This is a genomic window from Janthinobacterium sp. AD80, from assembly GCF_002878455.1.
Classification (GTDB): domain Bacteria; phylum Pseudomonadota; class Gammaproteobacteria; order Burkholderiales; family Burkholderiaceae_D; genus Janthinobacterium.
On record NZ_NRDQ01000150.1, the window covers coordinates 1 to 23,711 of the forward strand.

Sequence of the window (23,711 nt, forward strand, 5' to 3'; positions counted from 1 at the left end):
CGCGCTGTCGCCGCCCACGGCCAGCCGCCGTGCATCGATGCCCAGCGCACCGGCGTGCTCGGCTACCCAGCACAACGCCGTGTAGAAATCTTCCAGCGGCACGGGGAACTTGTGCTCGGGCGCCAGCCGGTAGTCGACGGAAAAGACCACGCAGCCGGTGGCGTTGGCCAGCGCGCGGCACGGGTTGTCGTACAGGTCCAGCGAGCACAGACACCATCCGCCGCCATGCGCAAAGACGATGGCGGGCAAGGGCTGGTCCGTGTCCGCACCGGCTGGCACATAGGCGCGCACGGCCAGCGCATGCTCTCCGGGCAGCACATAATCCCTGATGGCCGCGACGTCTTCCAATGGCCCATGCAGCTGGCGCAAGCCCGTTTCCGTGGCGGCGCGCAGCTCCGCCAGCGAGGCGGACGGCGGCGCATCTTTTGTCTGTTCCAGCCAGGCGGCGATCAGCGGGTCAAGGCTCATGCGTTGTTTCCTGACTTTTCTCCGGCCAGGAAGGGCAGCAGGTGGCCGATGAACGCGTCCGGCTGTTCTTCCATGATGAAGTGGCCGCATTCGGCGACGATGGCGCCTTGCAGATCGTCCGCCTTGCCCTGCATGGTCAGCAGGGGCGCGTCGTTGGTCGCATGGTCGGCGCCGATGGCCAGCACCGGCATCGCCAGGCTTGTTTTCGCCCGCTCCAGGTTTTGCCGGATGGTTTCGGGAATCGCCCGGTAGTAGGCGAAGCCGGCGCGCAGGGCGCCCGGCGTGGCGTAGGCGTCCGCATACACGTCGACGGCCACCTGGTCGCGCCGGTACGACCAGCGGTCGAAGATGAAGCGGATGTATTCGCGTTCCTTGCCGGCCGTGAGCATTTCCGGCAAATCCAGTACCTGGTTGAACATGAAATGCCACAGGAAGATGTTGTCGGATGGTGCGACAAAAATGGGCGGCGCGGGCGCCAGGCCGGGAATCACGGCTTCCGTCAGCGCCAGTTTCGTCACGGCCTGCGGGAAATCGCTGGCCAGCGCATAGCCGACCCACATGCCGATGTCGTGGCCGACGACGTCGTACCGCGTGTGGCCCAGGGCCAGCATGGAACGGTGCAGGGTGGCCGCCACGGTGCCCGTGTCGTAGCCGCCGGCGGGGCGGTCGGAGTGGCCGCTGCCGGGCGGATCGATGGCGATGGCCTGGTAGCCATTCGCTGCCAGCGCCGCCATCACGTGGCGCCATGCGTACCAGGTTTGCGGCCAGCCGGGGATCAGCAGCACGGGCTGGCCTTCGCCGGCAATCACGCAATGCAGGCGCTGGCCGTCGATGCGGACGTAATCGTGAATGAAGTCGTTCATATTGTTTCCTTGATTAGTTGTGCTGGATGCCCAGCAGGGTATGGATCTGCTCTGCGCTGACGGGGGCGCCGGCGAAGTCGTCAAAGATTTTGTCGGTGACGGGAATGATGTGGGCATTGATGAAGGCCACGCCTTCGCGCGCGCCCGTTTCCTGGTCCTTCAGGCAGCATTCCCATTCCAGGGTGGCCCAGCCCGCGTAATCGTTTTGCGCCATCTTCGAGAAGATCGCCTTGAAGTCGACCTGGCCATCGCCCAGCGAGCGGAAACGCCCGGCGCGGTTCTCCCATGACTGGTAGCCGCCATAGATGCCTTGCCGTCCCGTCGGATTGAACTCCGCATCCTTCACATGGAACATGCGGATGTGGTCTTTATAAATATCGATGAATTCCAGGTAGTTCAGCTGCTGCAGCACGAAGTGGCTGGGGTCGAACAGCATCTTGCAGCGCGGGTGGCGGCCGACGCGCTCGTAAAACATCTCGAAGCTGATGCCGTCATGCAGGTCTTCGCTGGGGTGGATTTCATAGCACAGGTTGATGCCCTGTTCCTCGCACACGTCGAGGATGGGCAGCCAGCGGCGCGCCAGTTCATCGAAGGCCGTCTCGATCAGGCCGGGCGGGCGCTGCGGGAACGGGAATAAATATGGCCAGGCGAACGAGCCGGAAAACGTGCCCATGTCCGTCAGGCCCAGTCGCTTCGAGGCCATGGCCGCCAGTTTTACCTGCTCGATGGCCCACGCCGTGCGTGCTGCCGGCTGGCCATGCAGGTGCGCCGGCGCGAAGCTGTCGCACAGCGCGTCATAGGCCGGGTGCACGGCCACCAGTTGGCCGAGGATGTGTGTCGTCAATTCGCTGATGACCAGGCCATGGCCGGCCAGCATGGCGACCAGTTCATCGCAGTATTGCTGACTGTGCGCGGCCTGCGCCAGGTCGAACAGGCGCGCATCCCAGGCGGGAATCTGCAGGGCCTTGAAGCCCATGCCGGCCGCCCATTCGGCGATGGCGGGCAGGGTGTTGAAGGGCGCCGTGTCGGCGGCGAATTGGGCCAGGTGCAGGCTCGGTCCTTGGATGGTTTTCATATCGGTTCCTATTGTTTGTCGATCGACAAAGAATAGGGGAAATTTCTGGCGCGGTCAAGGCGTCGATGCAAAATAATTGGCGAACGCGTGGCCGGCGCCAGGCGTTATACTGGCCGCCAGTTTGCAAGCAGAGGATGAAAATGGCAGGAAGACCGAGGGAATTTGACCGCGCGCTGGCGCTGGAAAAGGCGCGCGATGCATTCTGGACGCGCGGCTACGAAGGCGTGTCGATGGCCGACCTGGTGGCGGCGCTGGGCATCGCCTCGGCGCGCATCTATGCCGCGTTCGGTTCGAAGGAACAGCTCTTCCGCGAAGCCGTGGCATTGTATGAAACGGGCGAGGGCGCGTTTGCCGTGCATGCGCTGGCGGCCAGCCTGAATGTGCGCGATGCCGTGGCGCGCATGCTGGAAGAAGCCGTGCTGCTGTACACGCGCAGCGGCCAGCCGCAAGGCTGCATGGTGGTTACGGCCGCCACGAATACGAGCGCGGAAAACGCAGGCATCGCCGACTGGCTGGCGCAGCACCGCCGCGCGCGCACGCAAGCCGTCATCGAGCGCTTGCGCGCGGCGCAGCTGGCCGGGGAGTTGAAGAAGGAGGCGGACGTGCAGGCGCTGGGCGACTATTATGCGGCGCTGCTGCACGGCCTGTCGGTGCAGGCGCGCGACGGCATTCCCGCCGAACGGCTGCTGGCGCTGATCACGCCGGCCATGGCGCCTTTGCTGCTGGAACTGAAAAATCAGGCTATCTGATCGATAGCCGCAGGGTTCAAGTTTTCACGTCGATCAGGCTGCCCAGCGCCTGGTCGGCTGCCTTGACGACATTCGCCGACAGGTTGAAACCGGCCTTGTAGACCAGGTTATCCGTCAGTTCGGAGGCCAGGCCGACGCCGTTCGGGCGGCTTTCGGCCGCCTTGGCGGCATTCGCGGTGGCGCCGCTGACGCTTTCCGTGGCGGCCAGCTTGCGCCCTTCGACAGAGAGGGTGACGCCCGTGCCGGCGGGGCTGTTTTCCTGGAATTCGGCTTTCTGCGGCTGGAAGCCGGGCGTATTCGCATTGGCGATATTGTTGGCGGCCACGTCCAGCGCGCGCTGGTTGGCGGTCAGCCCCGAGGTACCGGTGGTGAGGGCGGATATGGACATGGCAACTCCTTCAGAATGCGTCTAGTTTACACCCATGCGGGCAAGATGTGCTTGGTGCAAGGCAACATTTTTAACGTGGGCGATGGCCGCAAAAAAAGTTACTCTCCGTAACTTTTTAATATTGTGCCGAGCCGTTTCACTGTCTAGACTGGCTGGGAAATCTTGCACGGAGCCTGCCATTTTCCCCCTTATTCGCCATCTTCTCCCGGGCTTGCTGCTGGGCTTGCCTTGCCTGTGCCTGCAAGCCCAGTCTGCATCATTGCCGCTCGACGCCCGCTTGAACGAGCAGATCATCATGGTGCCAGCCGGCGACGGCATGCGCGAAGTGCTGGAAACAACGGTGTTTCGCCCCAGCGGCCCCGGCCCGTTTCCCCTGCTGCTGATGAACCACGGCAAACAGGCGGGGCCGGCCAAGCTGCAGGCGCGCGAGCGCTTCATCTACATGGCCACCGAATTCGTGCGCCGCGGCTATGCGGTGATGCTGCCCATGCGTGCCGGCTATGCCCAGTCCACGGGGACCTACCGCGATTTCGGCTGCGACATGCTGGGCAATGCGCAAGGCCAGGCGCGCGACGTGCTGGCCGCGCTGGCGTATGCGCGCCGCCAGCGCTGGGTCGACCCGCAGCGCATCGTCGTCGCGGGCCAGTCGTATGGCGGCATGGCCGCGCTGGCGCTGGCCACCAGGGCGCTGCCCGGCGTGCGCGGCGTGCTCAATTTCTCCGGCGGCCTGCGCGTCGACATGTCCGGCTGCGACTGGCAAGCCTCGCTGACGCGGGCCTTCGCCACCCTGGGCGCCTACAACCGCATTCCCAGCCTGTGGCTGTATGGCGCCAACGATTCCTATTTCGGGCCGGCGCTGGCGCGGCGGCTATTCAATTCGTTTGCCGGTTCCGGCGGCCGCGGTGAACTGGTGGCCTACGGTCCGTTCAAGCGCGACGCCCACCTGACCCTGGGCAGTCGCGACGGCGTGGCGGTCTGGCTGCCCGCCACCTTGCGCTTCCTGCAAGAAATCGGCATGCCGGTGCGCCAAGTGTATAGCGTGATCGACCCGCCGCCGCCGGCCGAGACGCATTTCGCGCTGCTGGACGACATCGCCGCCGTGCCCTACCTGACGGAGCCGGGGCGCGCCGCCTACCGGGCATTCCTCGACAAGACGGCGCCGCGCGCCTTTGCCCTGTCGGAAAGCGGTGCCTGGGGCTGGGCGGAGGAGGGCGAAAGCCCCGACTACCGGGCGCTCGCTTCCTGCCAGCGGCGCAGCAGCACGCCCTGCCACCTGTATTGCGTCGATGCCAGCGTGGTGTGGCCAGGCGGCCCAGGCCCGGGCGCCAGCGCCGCCGGCGGCGCCGATTAAGGGTCCGCGCACGATAGTTGTCGCCGAAACGGGGGGCGGGCGAATATACTAGGGGAAAAGGGAGGCCTTGCGCTTCCCGCCCGCCCTTATCATCCAGCGAGAATTCACCCTTATGGCGTCATCCCCAGAAAACCTCAGCATGGCCGTGTTTTGCGACTTTGAAAACGTCGCGCTCGGCGTGCGAGATGCAAACTACGAAAAATTCGATATCAAACCTATCCTGGAACGCTTGTTGCTCAAGGGCAGTATCGTCGTCAAGAAGGCGTATTGCGACTGGGACCGCTATAAAAGCTTCAAGGGCACCATGCACGAGGCGAACTTCGAACTGATCGAAATTCCCCATGTGCGCCAGTCCGGCAAGAATTCGGCCGACATCCGCCTGGTGGTCGATGCGCTGGACCTGTGCTACACCAAGGCCCACGTCAATACCTTCGTCATCATCAGCGGCGATTCCGATTTCTCGCCGCTGGTGTCGAAGCTGCGCGAGAACGCCAAGCAAGTGATCGGCGTGGGCGTCAAGCAGTCGACCTCCGACCTGCTGGTGGCCAATTGCGACGAATTCATTTTCTACGATGATCTGGTGCGCGAAAGCCGCCGCACGGCCGCCAAGCGCGACGCGCGCGACACGCCGGCCGCCAAGCGCTCGCCGGACGAGGAAGTGCGCCGCAAGGAAAAATACGAGTCGCGCAAGACGGAAGCGATCGAGATGGCCGTCGAGACCTTCGACGCGCTGGTCTCCGAACGCGGCGACAGCGGCAAGATCTGGGCCTCGATGCTGAAAGAAGCGATCAAGCGCCGCAAGCCGGACTTCAGCGAGTCCTACTACGGCTTCCGCACCTTCGGCAACCTGCTGGAAGAAGCGCAGGCGCGCGGCTTGCTGGAATTTGGCCGCGATGAAAAATCGGGCGCCTATGTTTACCGCAGCAGCGGCCTGGTGGCCGTGCCGGCCGCCCTGAACGGCGAGGTGGCCAGCGAAGCGGCCGTCGCCGGCGACACGGCCGTGACGGCGGAAGAGGGCAACCGCGAAGGCGGCAGCCGCCGCGAGTCGCGCCGCAATGGCCGTGGTGGCCGCAAGCAGAACGAGCATCGCCGCAACGAAGCGCCACAGGCTTTCGTGCCCGTGGCCGACGCGGAAACAGCCGTTGTCGAACAGTATGCGCCGGCGCCGCAGCCGGAAGTGCCGCACCAAGTGGCCGAAGCGGCCGCCGATCTGGTGGCTGAAGAAGGCAGCGCCAAGCGCGGTTCGCGCCGCAATGGCCGTGGCGGCCGCAAGAATGGCGATGGCGCCCGCGAAGCGCGTGCCGAAGCCGCCGCCGTCGAAGTGGCGCCGGTGCTGGAAATCATGCCTGAGCCTGAGCCGGTAGTGGAAGTCGTCGCCGAAGCGGTAGTGGAAGCGAAACCGAAGGCCAAGCCGCGCACGCCGGCCCGCAAGGCGGCAGCGGCGAAGAAGCCGGCCAAGAAAGCGGCTGAGGCGGTAGTGGAAGTCATCGAGCCTGCGCCGGTGGAAGTCGCTCCTGTCGTCGAAGACAAGCCAGCCAAGGCGCCACGCAAGACGCCGGCACGCCGTCCCGCGCGCAAGAAGGCGGAAGAGGCTTGATTGACGCCCCCAACGCAAGGGCCGGGGTCGGACGGGGACGCAGAGTCCCGGCGGGTCCGACCCCGGCATTTTGCTGCGTCCCTGTACGCCCGGCTTAAGCATGTACCACGGTGAACGCTTCAACAGCATTTCCCATACGGTGGGCGCCGCGCTGGCGGCCATCGGCGGCATCTTCCTGATTGTCGTGGCGGCCCGCACGGGCGACCCATGGAAAATCGTCAGCTGCAGCGTGTATGCGGCCATGCTGCTCACGCTGTACCTGACATCCACCCTGTACCACAGCGTGCGCGGCAAGGCCAAGGCCGTGCTGCAGCGGCTCGACCACTGCGCCATCTACCTGCTCATCGCCGGCACTTATACCCCTTTCATGCTGGTGACCCTGCGCGGACCGTGGGGCTGGTCGCTGTTCGGCGTCGTCTGGGGGCTGGCGCTGATCGGCATCGCGCAGGAATACCTGTATGCCAGCGGCGCGCGCATCCTGTCGCTGGTGATTTACGTGGCCATGGGCTGGCTGATCGTCATCGGCATCAATCCGCTGCTGGCGGCGCTGGAATGGAACGGTTTCCTGTGGCTGGTCGCTGGCGGCCTGTGCTACACGGGCGGCATCGTCTTTTACGCCACCGACCACAAGCTGCGCCATGGCCACGGCATCTGGCACCTGTTCGTGCTGGCCGGCAGTAGCTGCCATTTTGTCGCCATTTTGTTCTACGTTGCCTGACGTTGGCGCCTGCCTTCACTGTTGCCACCGTTCCATTATAATGGCGTGATATGTGAAAATCGCGCAACAATGCGGCAATAGTACGGGAGTAATAAGGCAACAATGGATATCAATTCGGATGACCTGAAAATCTTCGTCACCGTCATCGACAGCGGCACCCTGAGCGCGGCCGCCGTGCACCTGGGACAAACCACCTCGGGCGTCAGCCGCGCCCTGTCACGGCTGGAAGACAAGCTGGCCACCTCGCTGCTGACGCGCACGACGCGGCGCATGGAGCTGACGGAAGAGGGCCAGCTGTTCCTGGAAAAGGCCCGCGCCATCCTCGCCTCGATGGAAGACGTGGAAGAATCGATCCGCATCCGCCGCCAGAAGCCGGCCGGGCGCCTGTGCGTCGATGCCGCCTCGCCCTTCATGCTGCACTGCGTGGTGCCGCACGTGGCCGAGTTTCGCGCCCTGTATCCGGAGATCCGTCTGGAGCTGACCAGCAACGACCAGATCGCCGACCTGCTGGAACACCGCACCGATATCGCCATCCGCATCGGCGCGCTGGTCGACTCGACCCTGCATGCGCGCGCCCTGAGCGCCAGCCCGCTGCACGTGCTGGCCACGCCCGCCTACCTGGCGCGCCACGGCACGCCGGCCACGCCGGAAGCGTTGTCCGGCCACGCGCTGCTGGGCTTTGCGCAGTACGAGCTGGGCAACAACTGGCCGCTGCGCCACGAAGCGGGCAACAGCTTGCAGATCGTGCCCGCGCTGGCCGCCTCCAGCGGCGAAACCCTGCGCCAGCTGGCCCTGCACGACCAGGGCATCGTCTGCCTGTCCGACTTCATGACGCGTGACGACATCGCCGCCGGCCGCCTGGTGAAAGTGCTGCAGCCGTTCTCTACGGGCTACCGCCAGCAGATCCACGCCGTCTACTACCGCAATACGCAGCTGGCGCAGCGCATCAGCTGCTTCCTCGAATTCCTGCAGCAGAAGCTGTAGTGATCCGCATGCAATAAAATACGTATTTTGTGCCTGATCCGGATGCTACCATTGTCATTTAATTATTTGGATCATCCATGAAAACACGTGTCGCCATTGCCATGCTGCTGTGTAGCGGACTTGCCGCTGCTGCCGAACCGGCCTATGTGGGCCGGGACGATTGCCGTATCGCCACGAACCCCCGGGTGGCCGGACACACGCCCGACTGGAACGGCGCATGCAACGACGGCTACGCCAGCGGTCCCGGTGCATTGCAATGGAGTCTGGCCGGCAAGGAAACGGAGCGTTACGAGGGCACGCTGAGCAAAGGGACGCCAGAGGGCAAGGGCATTGCACAATGGGCCGACGGCAGCCTGCATGACGGCAGCTATCGCGACGGCCTGCTGCATGGCGCGGCCATCATCGTGTTTGCGGACAAAAACAAGCTGGTGGCCAGGTTTGAGCAGGGCCGTGTGGCGGGCGACGTGAAGTTTTTTGCGCCATATGGCGACCGCTACGAAGGCGCCTGGCAGCAGGGCATAACCTCGGTCGGCTGGCCGGAAGGCAGCGGCACCATGGTCTTTGCGCTGGGCGGCAGCTACAAGGGCCAATGGCACCAGGGCAAGCCGCACGGCGACGGCGAAATCCTCTATCCCAACGGGCAGGTGCTGAAAGGCCGTTTCAACGGCAGTTTCCTGCTGAGCGGCAAGGAAGTGGCGCCGATATCGACGCAGCGCTTCCAGGTCAAGCATCACCAGGCTTCGGTAGGCTCGCATCTGGCGGACGTGGCCGCTTCCGGCTATATCGTGCCGCCTGAAAAATCGTATGCCAGGCTGACGCCGGACCAGCAGCGCGTGGTGAAGCATGCCTACTATCCCGTCTTGCAGGAAGACGATGTGCCGCCCTACCTGGCGAATGGCAATGCCGAGCTGTCACGCACGCTCAGCGGCGTGGTCGGTCGCCTGGACAAGGTTGGTGAGATACACGCCAATGTCAGCGTGGATGAGCAGGGCACGCCCACGAGCGTGGCCCTGCTGAAGGTGCCGAGCCGCCAGGCGGGGGAAATGGTGGCCTCGGTGCTGATGCTGGCCAAATATACGCCGGGCCGCTGCGGCGGGCATCCGTGCGCCATGGCGGTGCCTTTCCGTTTCAGCTTTGGCAATTGACGACCTCGCGGGAACTTTCAGGAAAGACAGGAACATGTGGTGCACAACGTGCGGTGAATATGGCGATCTGATTCGCGCGGTCATCCGGAAAACGCGGCAGGAAGTGATCGTCTGCACGGAATGCGACGCCCTGTGGACGCAGCCGCAAGCAGGCATCGACGCCGCGCGCCTGCGCGATGTTGCCGGGTATTTATTAGACTGCGGTCTGCCGCCGGACTGGACGGAGCTGGAACTGGGCGCGCGGGTGCCGACGACGGGCACTGTCTAGGCAGGAACGTCAAGGACGGCCACTTCCGTCCCCAGCAGCTGTTCCACTTCATGCGCGGGCAGCGGGTGGCTGAAGTAAAAGCCCTGTGCCTCGTCGCAGCCGTGCTGGCGCAGGTAGTCCAGCTGTTCCGCCGTCTCCACGCCTTCGGCCACCACGCGCAGTTTCAAATTGTGCGCCAGCGCGATGATGGAGACGACGATGGCCGCGTCGTCGGCATCGCGCGCCACGTCGTTGACGAAGCTGCGGTCGATCTTCAGCACGTCGATGGGGAAGGTGCGCAGGTAGGCGAAGCTGGAATAGCCGGTGCCGAAATCATCGATCGACAGCTGCACTCCCAGCGCCTTCATGTCGTGCAGCTGGCTCACCGCCAGCGCCACGTCGTGCATGAACAGGCTTTCCGTCAGCTCCAGTTCCAGGCATGACGGTTCCAGTCCCGTCTCGGCCAGCACGGCGGCGATCGACGCCACCAGCGCCGGTTCATTGAACTGGCGCGCCGACAAATTCACGGCCAGGCGCAGCTTGCCCAGGCCCGCCGCGTGCCAGGCTTGCATCTGCGCGCAGGCCTGGCGCATGACCCAGGCGCCGATCGGCACGATCAGGCCCGTATCCTCGGCCAGGGCGATGAAGCGCTGCGGCGCCACCATGCCCAGGTCAGGGTGCTGCCAGCGCAGCAGCGCTTCCACGCCGACGATGCGCCCGCTGGCCAGGTCCAGCTGCGGCTGGTAATGCAGCACGAACTGGCCGCGCTCCAGCGCATTGCGCAGCGCCGTCTCGATGCGAAGCCGTTCCAGGGTGGCCTGGTTCATGGCCGTGGTGTAGAACTTGATGTTGTTGCGGCCCTGTTTCTTGGCGCAGTACATGGCGATGTCGGCCTGCTCGATCAGGTTCTGCGTCTCGCCATTCAGCGTTACGTCGCCGGGCGCGTCGTAGCGCGCCATGTCGTACACGGCCACGCCGATGCTGCAGGTGACGACGAATTCCTTGCCATCGAGGAGCACCGGCTGGGCCACGGCATCCATCACGCGCTGCACGATGGCGTTGCTGAGGGTTTCGTCGGCCTGTTCGCACAGGATGGCGACGAATTCGTCGCCGGACAGGCGCGCCACGGTATCGCTCTCGCGCAGGCTGGCCTGCAGGCGCGTGGCGATGGTTTTCAGCAGCAGGTCGCCGGCCTTGTGGCCCAGGCTGTCGTTGACGAACTTGAAGCGGTCCAGGTCGATCAGCAAGACCCACAGCGCGCGGTTCTTGCGGCGCGACAGGGCCATCGCTTGCGCCAGGCGGTCGCGCAGCAGGGCGCGGTTGGGCAAGCCCGTCAGCACATCGTGATGGGCGATATGCTGGATCTGCTGCTCGGCCAGCTTGCGCTCCGTGATTTCCGAACCCGTGCCGCGGTAGCCGCGAAACTCGCCCAGCTCATTGAACAGCGGCTCGCCATTGATGCTGAACCAGCGCAGCTGGCCGTCGCGGTCGTGCATCGCGTATTCGAGGTTGGAAAACGGCAGGTGCGCTTCCAGGTTGGCGATATGCTGCTTGCCCCAGCGCGAATTGCGCATCTCCGGGTTGTTGTCCCAGCGCGTCATGCCGATGAAGCGTTCCAGCGGCATGTTCGACTTGTCCGTGAAACCGCTGGTGATATGCGTGAAGCAGAAGTGCGCGTCCTGTTCCCAGTACCAGTCCGAGGACAGGGCCAGCAGGCGGCGGAAGCGCTTCTCGCTTTCCTGTAGCGCGCGTTCGGTGCGCTGGCGCGCGCGCACGTCCGCGCTGAGCAGCTCGTTGCTGCGTTTCAGGTCCGCCGTGCGCTGCTCGACCAGCAGCTGCACGCGGCGCGAGCGCTGCGTCAGTGACTGCACGAAAGCGGCTGTTAGCAGACTGAACAGCAAGCCGGCGACGAGGGTAAACAGCGAGCCCAGATGGTCGGCCAGGAAGGGGCGCGGATGGGCCACCACGCGCACGTGCCATGGCCGGCCGGCCGAGGCGAAGGCCCGGTCATAGTGGCTGTGGTAGGCGAACTGCAGCCACGGCGGCAGCGATTTCCAGGCGCTCTGCGGTTCGTCGGCCGGCGCCTGGCCATGCTGGAAGATGCGCTGGCGCGGATCGGCGCCGGCGTCCGCATACACGCTGATTTCCAGCTGCGGATCGCCCAGCAGGTCGGCCCCTTCGAGGATTTTCTGCACCAGTTCGCTGGCGCGGATGACGGCCGCCGTATCGCCGACCAGCGCCGCGCGCCGCTGCGCCACCGTTTGCAAAGGCACGCCATGGCGGTACACGGGACGCAGGATGACGAAGCCGCGCTGCGGTCCCTGCGCCAGGGCCAGCAGGCCGGTAGCCGTGGTCTGGTTGCTGACGATCGCCTGTTCCAGCGCGCCGGCCAGCAAGCCGTTCAGGCGCACGTTCAGGCCGAAGGCGGGGCGGTTGCCCTGCAGCGGTTCCAGGTAGTCGATCACCAGGTAGCTCGCTTGCGTAGCGGCCGGCACGATGGCGCCGTCGCGCATTTCCATCATGGCGTAGCCGGGCACGAGGCGCTGCATTTCCGCCTCGAAGGCGGCGCGCTGCGCATGCGGCACGATGCGGTGGAAATTGAAGGCCTGGATGAAGGGGTGGCGCTGCAGCAGCGGCGTGGTGAAGTCGTGGAACTGGCCGCGCGTGACGGGCACGACAGCTGCAAACAGCTGGTTGGTGGTGGTCAGCACTTCCACCGCGTCGTCGAGCCCCTGCTCGATGGCGGCCACCCTGGCGCCCGCGCGCTGCTGCAGGCTCAGGCTCATCTTGTCGTATTCGAGCTGGCTGATGGCGGCGAACAGCACGGCCGTCACGCTAACGCCGCAGGCAAAGGTCAGCGCGGCCGCGGCGGAAATCGACAATGGCAGGCGGCCACGCAACATGGGGTTTCCTATCTCACTTCATGGATACAATAATTCGGCAGCGTCTGCGGGCCCGCGAAGGCCGTAGTTTGTCATAAACAACATCCGCCATGCGGATTTTGCACCATATCGCTGCTAATAAGCAACAATATAGTTGCACATTGGAAATGACTATCAGTTACGGCCGGCAGCGCTGCGGCGTCGCACGCGCCACAACTGCCACGCCGGCAGCAAGCGGTTCAGGAAGGCCAGGCCGCAGGCGCGGCGCCAGCGTGCCAGGCGCACGGCCCGCATGGCGCGGCCCGCTGCATGCTGTTCCGGCTTGGCGGCGAAGACGATGCGGTTGTTGCCGGCGATGCCGTCGAAGCTGCAGACGGCGCCACGGAAGGTCAGCATCAGCCGGGCCAGCATGGCGGGGTAGTGCTCGTCATAGCTGAACAGGTTGGCCACCAGCACGCCGCCAGGCAGCAGCGCGCGCAGGCAGTCCGCATAAAAGCGCGCGCTGCCCAGGGCCGGCGGCAAGCCCGTCTCGTCAAAGCCGTCGAGCAGCAGCACGTCGGCGCAGCCCGGATGCTGGCGGATATAGCTGACGGCGTCCGTCTCGATGATGCGCAGGCGCGCGTCGTCCGGCGGCACCATGAATTGTTCGCGCAGGGCGATCACGTCGGCGCGCAATTCCAGCACCGTGATGCGCGCGTCGGGCAGGTGCCGGTGGCAGAATTTCAGCAGCGAGCCGCCGCCCAGGCCCACCATCAGGATATGCCGTGGCCGTGGCACGAAAAGGGTAAAGCACATCATGGCGCGCGCATAGCGCAGCAGCAGATGGTCGGGGCGCGACAGCAGCATTTCGCTCTGGATCATGCCCGGCTGGAATTCCAGGCGGCGCCGGTCGCCGCAGGTATGCACCTGGGGCGCTGGCTGGGAAGAGAGCTGGGCGTGCGGCATGGATGGATTTCGCTGAGTGGACCGGGGCTGGATGTTTTGTTGCATTCAGAGAAATCTGATAAGCTCCCGAGAGCATACCCGAATTGTAATCCGCACACAGTGTGCGCAATGGCGCGGCGGGCTGGCCACCTGCCATTTGACGCGTGGTTTCGAGCGCGGCGCAAGGCATCATACGGCGGGCGCCGGCAAGGCCGCGCAGCCGGGCACCATGGAGACAAGCATGTTTTTGGATCACCCGATTATCACGGCCACGAATAGCTTTACCGAGCCTGACCGCATCGAGCGGCTGACGCGCGTGTACGGCTACGCGGCGGCGCTGGCCGACCAGGCCGCCAACTTCGTTTTCATTGAAAAAGTGGCGCAGATTCACGATCACAAGGGCACCCTGATCGTCTTCTGGCACGACGCGCCCAGCGAGGCGGAAAAGCAGTACTTCGTGCAGGCCTGGGCCAGCAAGGTTGGCGACGGCAGCACCAATGTCGAACACGAAATCTGACACAGCGTGCCGCGCTGGCGCGGCGATAGCATAGCCCATGGATATCAAGACCCTGGTACTGGCCCTGGCGCTCGGCAACCTGAGCCTGTGCGCGGCCCTGTTCTTCTTTGAGTACGAGCGCAAGAAGTCGCTCAGCATGTCCACCTGGGCGGTGGCCAAGCAATGCCAGGCCGTGGCCTGGTGCCTGCTGTATTTCCGCGGCGTGCTGCCCGATTTCCTCTCCATCCTGCTGGGTAACAGCCTGCTGTTTGCGGGCATGGCGCTTGACGCGGGCGCGCTGTGGCAGGCGGCCGGGCGCGGCAACTGGCGCCGCACGGTATTGCCCGCGCTGGGCGTGTCCATCGCGCTGTTTGCCGGCTGCTACCTGTTCGACGTGGCGCCGCTGCTGCGCAGCGCGGGCGGTTCGCTGATCGTCGCCGGTTTCTTCCTGGCCGGCGTGGCCGCGCTGTGCCTGAAATGGCGCGAGGCGAGCATGCTGCGCCGCTTCCTTGTCGTCAGCATGGGCATCCTGTCGCTGCTGATCGCCGCGCGCGGCATGCTGGCCGCCACCGTGCCGGGCTTCGATGCGGAGCTGATGCAGCTGGCCGGTTTCGGCGCGCTGTACCTGATGATGCTGACGAATGCCTTCGGCTACCTGCTGCTGTCGCGCGAAAAGCTGGGCGGCGAACTGGCGCGCCTGGAAGTCGTCGACACGGCCACGGGCGTGCCGAACCGGCGCGGTTTTTACCAGGCGCTGGCGCCATGGATGGCGCTGGCACGCCGGCCCGGCTTGCCGACGGCGCTGGTGGTGCTCAATATCGACCATTTCAAGCGCGTCAACGACAGCTACGGCCATCCGGTGGGCGATGCGGTGCTGAAAACCATCGTCGACACTTGCCGCCAGCAATTGCGCGACAGCGACCTGATGGGCCGCCTGGGCGGCGCCGAATTCGCCATCCAGCTGCCGCGCACCAACCTGGACGATGCGCTGATGGTGGCCGAGCGCATCCGCGCCGCCGTCGCGGCGCTGCCCGTCAAGACGGAGCGCGCCGTGCTGCAGCTGACGGCCAGCCTGGGCGTGACCACCATCCGCGCCGAGGACAGCACCGTCAGCCTGTTCAAGCGGGCGGACGAAGCGCTGCAGGCGGCCAAGCAGGCGGGCCGCAACAGGGTGGTCGAGGCCCAGCCTGCCAGCACGCTGGACGTGTAAGCCGGTTATTTCTTGGGCGAACCCAGCCAGCTGGGTTGCTTGCCGCATTCCTTGCTCAGGAAAAGGGCATCGAGGCCGGGATCGCAGCGGTGGTCAGGCGCTTTCATCGGCTCCACGCTCAGCCATTCACTCCTGGGCAAGATCTTTTCTTCGCGCGGCGCCACCGCTGGCGCGGGCGGCAGGCTGTCCTGCCACTTGGGCGCGGCGGCAGGCGCGGGCGGGGTGGCCCAGTCCGCGTCTACATCCTGCGCCGGGGGCGCCGCGGCGCTCGTGGCGGCGGCCGCATCCTTGCGTGGCGCTGGCGTGCTGGCCTGGACGGCAACGCACAGCAAGCTGCCGGCGAACGCGAACAACACGGTGCGCGTGGCTGCGCTGGATATTGAAATCATGCTTACTCCTGGGTCGATGGCGGAAAGTCTTTCCATATAGTATGACGGCATCCGCAAGCAAAAAGACAAGAAAAATTGAAACTGCATGTTACCAAAGGGACTATAGTTAAGGTCAGCAAGCAGGTGCGCCGCAGCAATTGAGCCCAGGATGGCGGCCATGAACCGTGGGGGCAGGGCGTTGGCAGCCAGGCATGTGAATCTCCTAACTTTCCTTTAAGCAAAGCAAGTTATCCTGTGGGGCGGGCATCTGTGCCGCAGTTGCCATCCGCACGCAGTCCTTTTTTTACTCTTGCAAGGCCCATCATGAAAAGTCTCAAATCCCTGCCAGTATGGCCCCTTGCCGCACCGCTCGCCGGCTGGCTGTTCCTGTTCGGCGCCACCTTCGACTTCGGCGGTGCCTACCAGATCCTGCTGGTCGCCGGCCTGATCGGCAGCGTGCTGGCCGCCGTGTACCACGCGGAAGTGGTGGCGCACCGCATCGGCGAACCGTACGGCACCCTGGTGCTGGCGCTGGCCGTGACCCTGATCGAGGTGGCGCTGATCGTCTCGCTGATGCTGGCCGGCGGGCCGGAAACGACGGGCCTGGCGCGCGACACCGTGTTTGCCGCCATCATGATCATCCTGAACGGCATCGTCGGCATCTGCCTGCTGCTGGGCGCCGGACGCCACAAGGAGCAGAGCTTCGGCCTGCTGGGCGTGAGCGCGTCGCTGGCCACCCTGGCAGCCATCGCCATCCTGACCCTGGTGCTGCCGAACTACACTTCCAGCGCCGCCGGCCCCTACTACAATTCGAGCCAGCTGATCTTCATCGCCGTCATTTCCCTGGTCCTGTATGGCACCTTCGTGCTGGTGCAGACGGTGCGCCACCGCGATTACTTCCTGCCCAAGGAAGCCGTGGGCGACGAGGAAGTGCACGCCGAACCGCCGACGGCCAGCGTCGCCTGGATCAGCGCCGGCGCCTTGCTGGTGTGCCTGGGCGCCGTGGTGCTGCTGGCCAAGTCGCTGGCGCCCGCGCTGGAGACGGCGATTGCCGCCATGGGCGCGCCGAAAACCCTGGTCGGCATCGTCATCGCCGCCATCGTGCTGCTGCCAGAAGGCCTGGCCGCCGTGCGCGCCGCGCGCGCCAACCGTTTGCAAACGAGCTTGAACCTGGCGCTCGGCTCCGCCCTGGCCAGCATCGGCCTGACGATACCCGCCGTGGTGGTGGTGTCGCTGGCCACGGGCCTGACGATTACCCTGGGACTCGATATCAAATCGACCGTTCTACTACTGCTGTCGCTGATGGTGGCAACCCTGTCGCTGGGCACGGGCCGCACCACGGTCATGCAGGGCACGGTGCACCTGGTGATTTTCGCCGTCTATCTGTTTACCACGATCGTGCCGTAGAACATCTGTCAAAACCTGCTGCGCGTCGGAAGGTGCGGTCTGCGATGCTCACTGGCTCGGCGTCCCCGTGCCGTCGTGCAGTTGCGCTTCTCAACCGCAACTTCCTTCCGCTCGCTACGGTTTTGCCAGACGTTCCTGAACGTCACCGCTAAGCGCCGTTTTGTCACAATCCTGTCACGCTGCTGTCATACGATGGGGGTAGTGTGGTAGGATTTTTAAATCGTTTAAATGATTTATATAGTTTGCCAACTCAGTTTGATAATTTTTCAGCGGTTGGCGCAGCAATGACAAGACAAGAGGCCAGTATGTATGCAGCGGTGGACCTGGGGTCCAACAGTTTTCGTTTACACGTCGGCAAGCATGATGGCGACACCATCCGCGTCATCAAGAGCGTGCGCGACCCGATCCGCCTGGCCGCCGGCCTGGACGCCAATGGCGACCTGACCGAGGCGGCCATGCAGGGCGCGCTGGCATGCCTGCAGCGCTTTCGCGCCATCCTCGCCGGCTATGAACTCGACGCCGTGCGCGTGGTGGCTACCTCGGCCATGCGCGTGGCGCGCAACGGCGCCGTCTTCCTGCCGCTGGCCGAACAGGCCATCGGCTACCCGATCGAGATCATCTCGGGCGAGGAAGAAGGGCGATTGATCTACATGGGCGTGGCCAATTCGCTGGCGATTCCCGGCGAGCGCCGGCTGGTGATGGATATTGGCGGCGGCTCCACGGAACTGATACTCGGGCGCGGCAATGATATCGAACGTGTCGAATCGTTCAGTCTGGGCACCGTCAAGCAAAGCCTGTCGTTCTTCATCGGCGGGCGCATCGACGCGCCGTCGTTCGAGGCGGCGATTCTGTCGGCGCGCAGCCATTTCGAGGATGCGGCGCCGCCCTACCATCCGCAGCACTGGAAGACGGCCTACGGCTCCTCCGGCACCATCCGCACCATCGCCGACATCATTGCCCGCAACAAGCTGGGGGATGGTTTGCTCACCGGCGCCAGCCTCGATGCGCTGGCGCAGCGCTTCATTGAACTGGGCCACACCAGCCGCATCGACATGCCGGGCCTGCGGCCCGACCGCGCCAGCACCATCGTCGGCGGCCTGGCTATCTTGATTGGCCTGTTCCGTGAGCTCGACATACCCGCCATGACGCCGATCGAGGCGGGCTTGCGCATGGGCGTGATGTGGGACCTGTACCTGCGTTCGACCAAGCGCGACCGCCGCGAGCAGTCGGTGCAGGGCTGCATGGAAAAATTCCATATCGACCAGCAGCGCGCCGGCCGGGTGGCCGAACAGGCGCTGGCCATGTACGCCCAGCTCAAGCCCACCTCCGAGGCGCTGGTGAAATGCTTGCGCTGGAGCAGCCTGCTGCACGAGGTGGGCCTGGCCGTGTCGCAGACGGGCTACCACAAGCATGCGGCCTACATCGTGGAAAATGCGGATTTGCCCGGCTTTACCACGCGCGAACAGAAGACCATGAGCCGGCTGATCCTGGCGCAGAAGGGCAATCTGCGCAAGGTTGGCGAAGGCTTGTCCGACCCGGATTTCGCCAAGGCCGTGCTGGCGCTGCGCCTGTCCATTTTGCTCATGCACGCGCGCATCGAGGCCGATTTCAGCGAACTGCGGCTGCGCATGAAGAGCCGCATCGAACTCGATATCAAGCGCGGCTGGGTGGCGCACCATCCTACCGTCTCGTTCTGGATCGAGAAGGAGCAGGAGTTCTGGGATGAGGTAGGGGTGGACTTCACCATCCGCGCCAGCGCCTAGAGGTTGATGCAGGAGCTGCAGCAAGGCGTTTGCCTTGATGTGTGACAAGCAAGATTTCAAGAAACAGTATATATTGTTTATATTATTTATTAAATTGGAGAATCCATGACCAAGACTGTGCCAGCGAAAAAAGCCGACAGCGCGCCCGTATCGATGTTCCCGACCAGCGCATCGATCAATGCGGCAGCGGCCAAGGCCGCACCGGCCGCCAAGCCTGCAGCCAAACCTGCAGCCAAGGCAGCCGTCAAGCCAGCCGCCGTCAAGCCAGTGGCGGCGAAGCCGGCGGCAACGCCAGCCGCCAAGCCTGCCGCAGCCAAGCCTGCCGTCGCCCGGACGCCAGCGGCCAAGCCTGCGGCCAAGGCCGTGGTTGCAAAACCGCTCGCCAAGCCGGCCGCCAAGCCTGCAGCAAAAGCTGCCGTCAAGCCAGCGGCCAAGCCAGCCGTGAAAGCCGTCGCCAAGCCAGCTGCCAAGCCGGCAGCGAAAGCCGCCGCGAAACCCGTGGCCAAGGCTGCCGCCAAGCCGGCCGCCGTGAAAAAAGCCCCGGCCGCCAAGGTTGCCGCCGTCAAGGAAAAAGCCCGCAAGCCGAAACTGGTGCGCGACAGCTTCACCATGCCGGAAGCGGAATACGAGGTGCTGGGCCAGGTGAAAAAAGCCTGCCTGAAGGCCGGCTTCGAGATCAAGAAAAGCGAATTGCTGCGCATCGGCGTGGCGCTGATCAGCCAGATCGACCTGGCGACCTTGCAAAACGTGCTGGCCGGCTTGCCGCAGCTGAAAACCGGTCGTCCGAAGAAGGATTGATGGCGCGGGCAGGGGGTCGCCCCCTGCTTGCCCGTTCTGGTTTACCATGGGGCCTGTGATAGTTTCCCCATGGTTGCCATGTCAGAAGATACCCACGCCGAACGCGCCGGCTTCATCGAGCGCGCCATCGTTCGCCACCGCGCGGGCGATGCGACTCCCGCCATCGACCACGTCGCCGAGGAAATCCCCGTCGCGCTGGTCTTCAATGGCATTTCCCACGTCGTCATGATGGCCACTCCGCGCGACCTGGAGGCGTTTGCCTATGGTTTTGCGCTGACGGAAGGCGTGGTGCCGTCGGCCGGCGCCATCTTCGACTGCGAAGTGTTCCTGCGTGCCGATTCGGCCGAAGTGGCGCTGACCATCGCCCAGGAAGATTTCGTGCGCCTGAAGGACCGCCGCCGGGCGCTGACGGGCCGCAGCGGCTGCGGCGTGTGCGGTATCGACAGCATCGAGATGCTCGACTTGCAGCCGCAAGCGCTGCCGCCGTCCCTGATCCGCGTCGACCTGCCCGCCGCGCTGGCGCGCGCGTCGAGCGGCTTGCGCGAACACCAGGCGCTGATGCAGGCCACCGGCGGCGTGCACGCGGCAGCGTGGTGCGCGCCCGACGGCGCCATCGTGCACGTGTTCGAGGATATCGGCCGCCACAACGGCCTGGATAAACTGATCGGCCACCTGGCCTTGAATGGCACCGACATGCGGCGCGGTTTCGTCTTCCTGTCCAGCCGTGGCAGCTACGAGCTGGCGCGAAAGGCGGCGCGCATGCAGATTCCCCTGCTGGCGACGATCTCCGCTCCCAGCTCGCTGGCGATCAATATCGCTACGCAGGCGGGCATGAAGCTGGTGGGCTTCTGCCGCCAGGATGCCTACGTCGATTACACGCCCGCCATCACGCTTTAACTTCACTGCGTTGCAGCAGCACGGGCACGGACTTTGACGTCGGCGTGCCGGCGCCGTCGGCCGTGCTGTCCAGCGGCACCAGCGCGTTCGTTTCCGGGTAGTAGGCGCCCAGGCAGCCGCGCGGGATGTCGTAGGCGACCAGCCTGAAAGCGTCGGCGCGGCGCGCCACGCCATCGTCCCAGGCGCCGATCAGGTCCACCAGTTCGCCATCGGCAAAGCGCAGCATGGCGATATCTTCCTTGTTGGCGAAGACCACCTTGCGCGTGCCGTACACGCCGCGGTAGCGGTCATCCATGCCATAGATGGTGGTGTTGTACTGGTCGTGCGAGCGGGTGCTCATCAGGACCATCAGGCGTTCGCCATGCCGCTGCTTCGCGCGGTGCAGCGGCGTGTCGAGGTCCAGCGGGGCGACGAGGAAGCTGGCCTTGCCGCTGGCCGTCTTCCACACGCGCTGGCGCGACGCCACCGTCAGATGAAAGCCGCCCGGCTGCGCCACCCTGGCGTTGTAGTCGTAAAAGTCGTCAAACACCTTCCCGATATCGTCGCGGATGCGCGCATAGTCGGCAGCATACGCGCGCCAGTCCACCAGCGTGCTGCCCACGGCCGCTTCGGCCATGCCGGCGACGATGGCCACTTCCGAGCGCAGCTGCGGCGCGGCGGGCGCGTTGCGGCCATACGAGATATGCACCATGCTCATCGAGTCTTCCACCGTCACGCCCTGCGCCACGCCGCCCTGCAAGTCGATTTCCGTGCGTCCCAGGGTCGGCAGCAGCAGGGCTTCCTTGCCGATGACCAGGTGGCTGCGATTGAGCTTGGTGGCCACCTGCACCGTCAGCGCGCACTGGCGCAGGGCGGCGAAGGTCAGCGGCGTGTCCGGCGTGGCGGCGGCGAAATTACCGCCCAGCGCGATGAACACCTTGACCTCGCCGCGCCGCATGGCGGCGATGCTGGCCACCACGTCGTGGCCGTGCTTGCGCGGCGGCGCGAAACCATACACCTGGCCCAGGCGGTCGAGGAAGGCTTTGCTCGGCTTTTCCTCGATGCCCACCGTGCGGTCGCCCTGCACGTTGGAGTGGCCGCGCACGGGACACAGTCCCGCGCCCGGCTTGCCGATCTGGCCACGCAGCATCATCAGGTTCGACAGCATGCGGATGGCCGCCACGCTGTGCTTGTGCTGCGTCAGGCCCATGCCCCAGGTGGCGATGACGCGCTGGCCGTGCATGAAAACGTCCGTCAGCGCCTCGACCTGTGCGCGCGCCACGCCCGATTCCTTCAGCAGCACATGCCAGCGCTCGGCGCGCAGGTCGGCGCGGAAGGCGTCGAAGCCGCTGCAATGCTCGGCGATGAAGGCATGGTCGATGACGGCGGGCATGCCGGCCGCCTGCGCCGCGTCGTCGTGTTCGACGACGCGCTTGGCCACCGCCTTGATCAGGGCGAAGTCGCCGCCCAGGGTAGGCTGCACGAACAGGCCGGCCAGGCGCGTGCTGCCCAGGGTCGCCATTTCCAGCGCGCTTTGCGGGTCGGTGAAGCGCTCCAGACCCCGCTCGCGCAGCGGGTTGATGGAAACGATGCTGCCGCCACGGCGCGCGCAGCCGCGCAGTTCGGCCAGCATGCGCGGATGGTTGGTGGCGGGATTCTGGCCGAAAATGAGGATGGTGTCGGCCAGGTCGAAATCGTCCAGGGTGACCGTGCCCTTGCCGATGCCCACCGTGGCCGGCAAGCCGCGGCTGGTCGCTTCATGGCACATGTTCGAGCAGTCGGGGAAGTTGTTGGTGCCATGCAGGCGCGCCATCAGCTGGAACAGAAAGGCTGCCTCGTTGCTGGCGCGCCCCGACGTGTAAAACGCGGCCTGGTCCGGATCGGGCAGCGCGCGCAGGTGGCGGCCCACCAGGGCGAAGGCGTCCTCCCAGGCGATCGGCACGTAGCGGTCGCTGGCGGCGTCATACACCATCGGCTGCGTCAGGCGGCCATGCTGCTCGAGCGCGTAGTCCGATTGCTGCAGCAGCTGCGTGACCGTGTAGCTGGCAAACAGCTCTGGGCCGGCACGGCGGCTGGTGGCTTCGGCGGCGACGGCCTTGGCGCCGTTTTCGCAAAAGGCGAAGGTGGAGCCATGGTCGCGGTCGGGCCAGGCGCAGCCGGGGCAGTCGAAGCCGTCCGGCTGGTTCTGCGCCAGCAGCGCTTTCAGCTTGCCGGGCGCGACACGCTCCTGGCGCAGGCTGATGGCCACGTGTTTCAAGGCATCCCAGCCGGCGGCAGGCTTGGTGTAGGGGTTGATGCGGGCGGCATCTGTATCTTTCATGGCGTCTTCCGGCGGGGCGAGTGTGGTAATTATGCACGATCTCCCAAGGGCATTGACTTGCGTCATGGAAATGACATTCGGCTGTCATTTTCCTGACATATTAGACAAGTACGCTGGAGTCGTCTTGATCACAGGGATGAAACCATGCAAAACATAATCGCATCAAACGACGTCAAGGCCCGGCCAGTGCAGCTGGTGCTGAGCCAGGCCACCACGGCCGCGGAATTGCGTGAAGTGCAGCGTCTGCGTTACAAGGTGTTTATCGAGACCATGGGGCTGACGTCGCTGGCCAATGCCGATGGCCTCGACAGCGATGAATTCGATGCGCATTGCGATCACCTGATCGTGCGCGACGCCGATACCCTGAAAGTGGTGGGCACTTATCGCGTGCTGAGCGCTGCCAAGGCGGCGAAGATCGGCCGCCTGTACTCGGAAAATGAATTCGACCTGAGCCGCCTGAACAACCTGCGCGGACGCATGGTCGAAGCGGGCCGCGCCTGCATCCATCCGAAGTACCGTGGCGGCAGCGTGATCATGCTGCTGTGGTCAGGCCTGGCCGAATACATGCGCCGCGAGCGCTGCGACTACCTGGTCGGCTGCGCCAGCATCAGCCTGGCCGATGGCGGCCATAACGCCGTCGCCGTCTACCAGGCGCTGGCCGAGAAGCACATGGCCCCCAGCGAATACCGCGTCACGCCGCACCTGCCATTTCCCATCCACCAGGTGGAAGCGGCGCACAAGCCGCAAGTGCCGCCGCTGATCAAGGGCTACCTGCGTTCGGGCGCGTGGATTTGCGGCGAGCCGGCCTGGGATCCTGATTTCGAAAGCGCCGACATGTTCATGATGATGCCGCTGGCGAATCTCGATGAACGCTATGCGCGCCATTACGGCGTGGTGCCGGCCAACTGACGAGCGTCAGCCCGGCAGCTGGCTGGCCAGCGCCTGTATGGCGCCGCGCAAGCCGGCCGTCGCGCTGTCCGGCGGCAGCAGGTCGAGCAGGAAGCGCAGGGGCGCCGTGACGGCTTCGGGTTCGCCGATGCTGCCGTGGCGCCGCACGGCGTCGTGGTACAGCGCCAGAAAGG

At 65.1% G+C, this 23,711-nt stretch carries 22 protein-coding genes; 14 read left to right on the forward strand and 8 right to left on the reverse strand.

The annotated features are described in order from the left end of the window. The 3 genes from JaAD80_RS23275 to JaAD80_RS23285 all read right to left on the reverse strand — a co-directional run. Nucleotides 1-468, reverse strand: a 468-nt coding sequence (locus JaAD80_RS23275; RefSeq protein WP_146012500.1) for an alpha/beta hydrolase, incomplete at its 3' end; no start/stop codon positions are given. Next, the gene (locus JaAD80_RS23280; RefSeq protein ID WP_102297976.1) at nucleotides 465-1,331 is read right to left on the reverse strand and encodes an alpha/beta fold hydrolase; all 867 of its coding nucleotides are present in this window, start codon (nucleotides 1,329-1,331) and stop codon (nucleotides 465-467) included. The genes JaAD80_RS23275 and JaAD80_RS23280, both read right to left, overlap by 4 nt. A gap of 13 nt (nucleotides 1,332-1,344) precedes the next feature. Further along, nucleotides 1,345-2,406: a sugar phosphate isomerase/epimerase gene (locus JaAD80_RS23285; protein WP_102297978.1), complete on the reverse strand. Its 1,062-nt coding sequence runs from the start codon at nucleotides 2,404-2,406 to the stop codon at nucleotides 1,345-1,347. A gap of 140 nt (nucleotides 2,407-2,546) precedes the next feature. Here JaAD80_RS23285 and JaAD80_RS23290 point away from each other — a divergent pair, with 140 nt between their 5' ends. After that, on the forward strand, nucleotides 2,547-3,155 hold the full coding sequence (locus JaAD80_RS23290) for a TetR/AcrR family transcriptional regulator (RefSeq protein ID WP_102298022.1): 609 nt from the start codon (nucleotides 2,547-2,549) through the stop codon (nucleotides 3,153-3,155). Between the two features lie 16 nt (nucleotides 3,156-3,171). Here the strand turns inward: JaAD80_RS23290 and JaAD80_RS23295 are convergent, their stop codons facing one another. Beyond that, nucleotides 3,172-3,543, reverse strand: coding sequence for a flagellar basal body protein (locus tag JaAD80_RS23295; protein ID WP_102297981.1), 372 nt, complete (start codon nucleotides 3,541-3,543; stop codon nucleotides 3,172-3,174). A 259-nt stretch (nucleotides 3,544-3,802) separates the two neighbouring features. Between JaAD80_RS23295 and JaAD80_RS23300 the strand changes: the two genes are divergently transcribed. The 6 genes from JaAD80_RS23300 (at nucleotide 3,803) to JaAD80_RS23325 (ending at nucleotide 9,606) form a co-directional block, all read left to right on the forward strand. Further along, the gene (locus JaAD80_RS23300; protein WP_258003142.1) at nucleotides 3,803-4,894 is read left to right on the forward strand and encodes a S9 family peptidase; all 1,092 of its coding nucleotides are present in this window, start codon (nucleotides 3,803-3,805) and stop codon (nucleotides 4,892-4,894) included. Between the two features lie 112 nt (nucleotides 4,895-5,006). Next, nucleotides 5,007-6,491 (forward strand): NYN domain-containing protein, encoded by a 1,485-nt coding sequence (locus tag JaAD80_RS23305; RefSeq protein WP_102297985.1) that lies wholly within the window; start codon nucleotides 5,007-5,009, stop codon nucleotides 6,489-6,491. Nucleotides 6,492-6,591: 100 nt separating this feature from the next. Continuing rightward, the gene (locus JaAD80_RS23310; protein WP_102297988.1) at nucleotides 6,592-7,209 is read left to right on the forward strand and encodes a hemolysin III family protein; all 618 of its coding nucleotides are present in this window, start codon (nucleotides 6,592-6,594) and stop codon (nucleotides 7,207-7,209) included. A gap of 102 nt (nucleotides 7,210-7,311) precedes the next feature. Beyond that, the gene (locus tag JaAD80_RS23315; RefSeq protein ID WP_102297991.1) at nucleotides 7,312-8,193 is read left to right on the forward strand and encodes a LysR family transcriptional regulator; all 882 of its coding nucleotides are present in this window, start codon (nucleotides 7,312-7,314) and stop codon (nucleotides 8,191-8,193) included. 77 nt (nucleotides 8,194-8,270) lie between these two features. Next, entirely contained in the window at nucleotides 8,271-9,338 is a 1,068-nt protein-coding gene (locus tag JaAD80_RS23320) for an MORN repeat-containing protein (RefSeq protein WP_102297993.1), read from the forward strand. A 34-nt stretch (nucleotides 9,339-9,372) separates the two neighbouring features. After that, nucleotides 9,373-9,606: a hypothetical protein gene (locus JaAD80_RS23325; RefSeq protein WP_102297995.1), complete on the forward strand. Its 234-nt coding sequence runs from the start codon at nucleotides 9,373-9,375 to the stop codon at nucleotides 9,604-9,606. Here JaAD80_RS23325 and JaAD80_RS23330 read toward each other — a convergent pair. Together JaAD80_RS23330 and JaAD80_RS23335 are read right to left on the reverse strand one after the other, a co-directional pair. Beyond that, nucleotides 9,603-12,488 (reverse strand): EAL domain-containing protein, encoded by a 2,886-nt coding sequence (locus JaAD80_RS23330; RefSeq protein ID WP_102297998.1) that lies wholly within the window; start codon nucleotides 12,486-12,488, stop codon nucleotides 9,603-9,605. The genes JaAD80_RS23325 and JaAD80_RS23330 overlap by 4 nt on opposite strands. 153 nt (nucleotides 12,489-12,641) lie before the next feature. After that, nucleotides 12,642-13,412: a transferase spermidine synthase gene (locus JaAD80_RS23335; protein ID WP_102298000.1), complete on the reverse strand. Its 771-nt coding sequence runs from the start codon at nucleotides 13,410-13,412 to the stop codon at nucleotides 12,642-12,644. A 220-nt stretch (nucleotides 13,413-13,632) separates the two neighbouring features. On the opposite strand from JaAD80_RS23335, the gene JaAD80_RS23340 reads away from it, so the two are divergent. Together JaAD80_RS23340 and JaAD80_RS23345 are read left to right on the forward strand one after the other, a co-directional pair. After that, on the forward strand, nucleotides 13,633-13,908 hold the full coding sequence (locus tag JaAD80_RS23340; protein ID WP_102298026.1) for a hypothetical protein: 276 nt from the start codon (nucleotides 13,633-13,635) through the stop codon (nucleotides 13,906-13,908). A gap of 37 nt (nucleotides 13,909-13,945) precedes the next feature. Next, a complete protein-coding gene (locus JaAD80_RS23345; RefSeq protein WP_102298003.1) occupies nucleotides 13,946-15,097 on the forward strand; it encodes a diguanylate cyclase in 1,152 nt (383 codons plus the stop codon). A 5-nt stretch (nucleotides 15,098-15,102) separates the two neighbouring features. On the opposite strand, the gene JaAD80_RS23350 is transcribed toward JaAD80_RS23345, so the two are convergent. Further along, the gene (locus JaAD80_RS23350; protein ID WP_102298006.1) at nucleotides 15,103-15,486 is read right to left on the reverse strand and encodes a hypothetical protein; all 384 of its coding nucleotides are present in this window, start codon (nucleotides 15,484-15,486) and stop codon (nucleotides 15,103-15,105) included. 303 nt (nucleotides 15,487-15,789) lie between these two features. Between JaAD80_RS23350 and JaAD80_RS23355 the strand changes: the two genes are divergently transcribed. From JaAD80_RS23355 to fdhD, 4 genes are all read left to right on the forward strand, one after another. Continuing rightward, the gene (locus tag JaAD80_RS23355) at nucleotides 15,790-16,872 is read left to right on the forward strand and encodes a calcium:proton antiporter (RefSeq protein ID WP_102298008.1); all 1,083 of its coding nucleotides are present in this window, start codon (nucleotides 15,790-15,792) and stop codon (nucleotides 16,870-16,872) included. A gap of 305 nt (nucleotides 16,873-17,177) precedes the next feature. After that, a complete protein-coding gene (locus tag JaAD80_RS23360) occupies nucleotides 17,178-18,635 on the forward strand; it encodes a Ppx/GppA phosphatase family protein (protein WP_102298011.1) in 1,458 nt (485 codons plus the stop codon). A gap of 105 nt (nucleotides 18,636-18,740) precedes the next feature. After that, nucleotides 18,741-19,433, forward strand: coding sequence for a hypothetical protein (locus JaAD80_RS30865; protein ID WP_180979553.1), 693 nt, complete (start codon nucleotides 18,741-18,743; stop codon nucleotides 19,431-19,433). 78 nt (nucleotides 19,434-19,511) lie between these two features. Then, a complete protein-coding gene (gene fdhD, locus JaAD80_RS23375) occupies nucleotides 19,512-20,330 on the forward strand; it encodes a formate dehydrogenase accessory sulfurtransferase FdhD (protein WP_374755269.1) in 819 nt (272 codons plus the stop codon). Here fdhD and JaAD80_RS23380 read toward each other — a convergent pair. Further along, on the reverse strand, nucleotides 20,320-22,629 hold the full coding sequence (locus tag JaAD80_RS23380; RefSeq protein ID WP_102298017.1) for an FdhF/YdeP family oxidoreductase: 2,310 nt from the start codon (nucleotides 22,627-22,629) through the stop codon (nucleotides 20,320-20,322). The two genes, fdhD and JaAD80_RS23380, sit on opposite strands and share 11 nt — an antisense overlap. 144 nt (nucleotides 22,630-22,773) lie before the next feature. Here JaAD80_RS23380 and JaAD80_RS23385 point away from each other — a divergent pair, with 144 nt between their 5' ends. Beyond that, nucleotides 22,774-23,538 (forward strand): GNAT family N-acetyltransferase, encoded by a 765-nt coding sequence (locus JaAD80_RS23385; protein WP_102298020.1) that lies wholly within the window; start codon nucleotides 22,774-22,776, stop codon nucleotides 23,536-23,538. Nucleotides 23,539-23,711 lie beyond the last annotated feature (173 nt).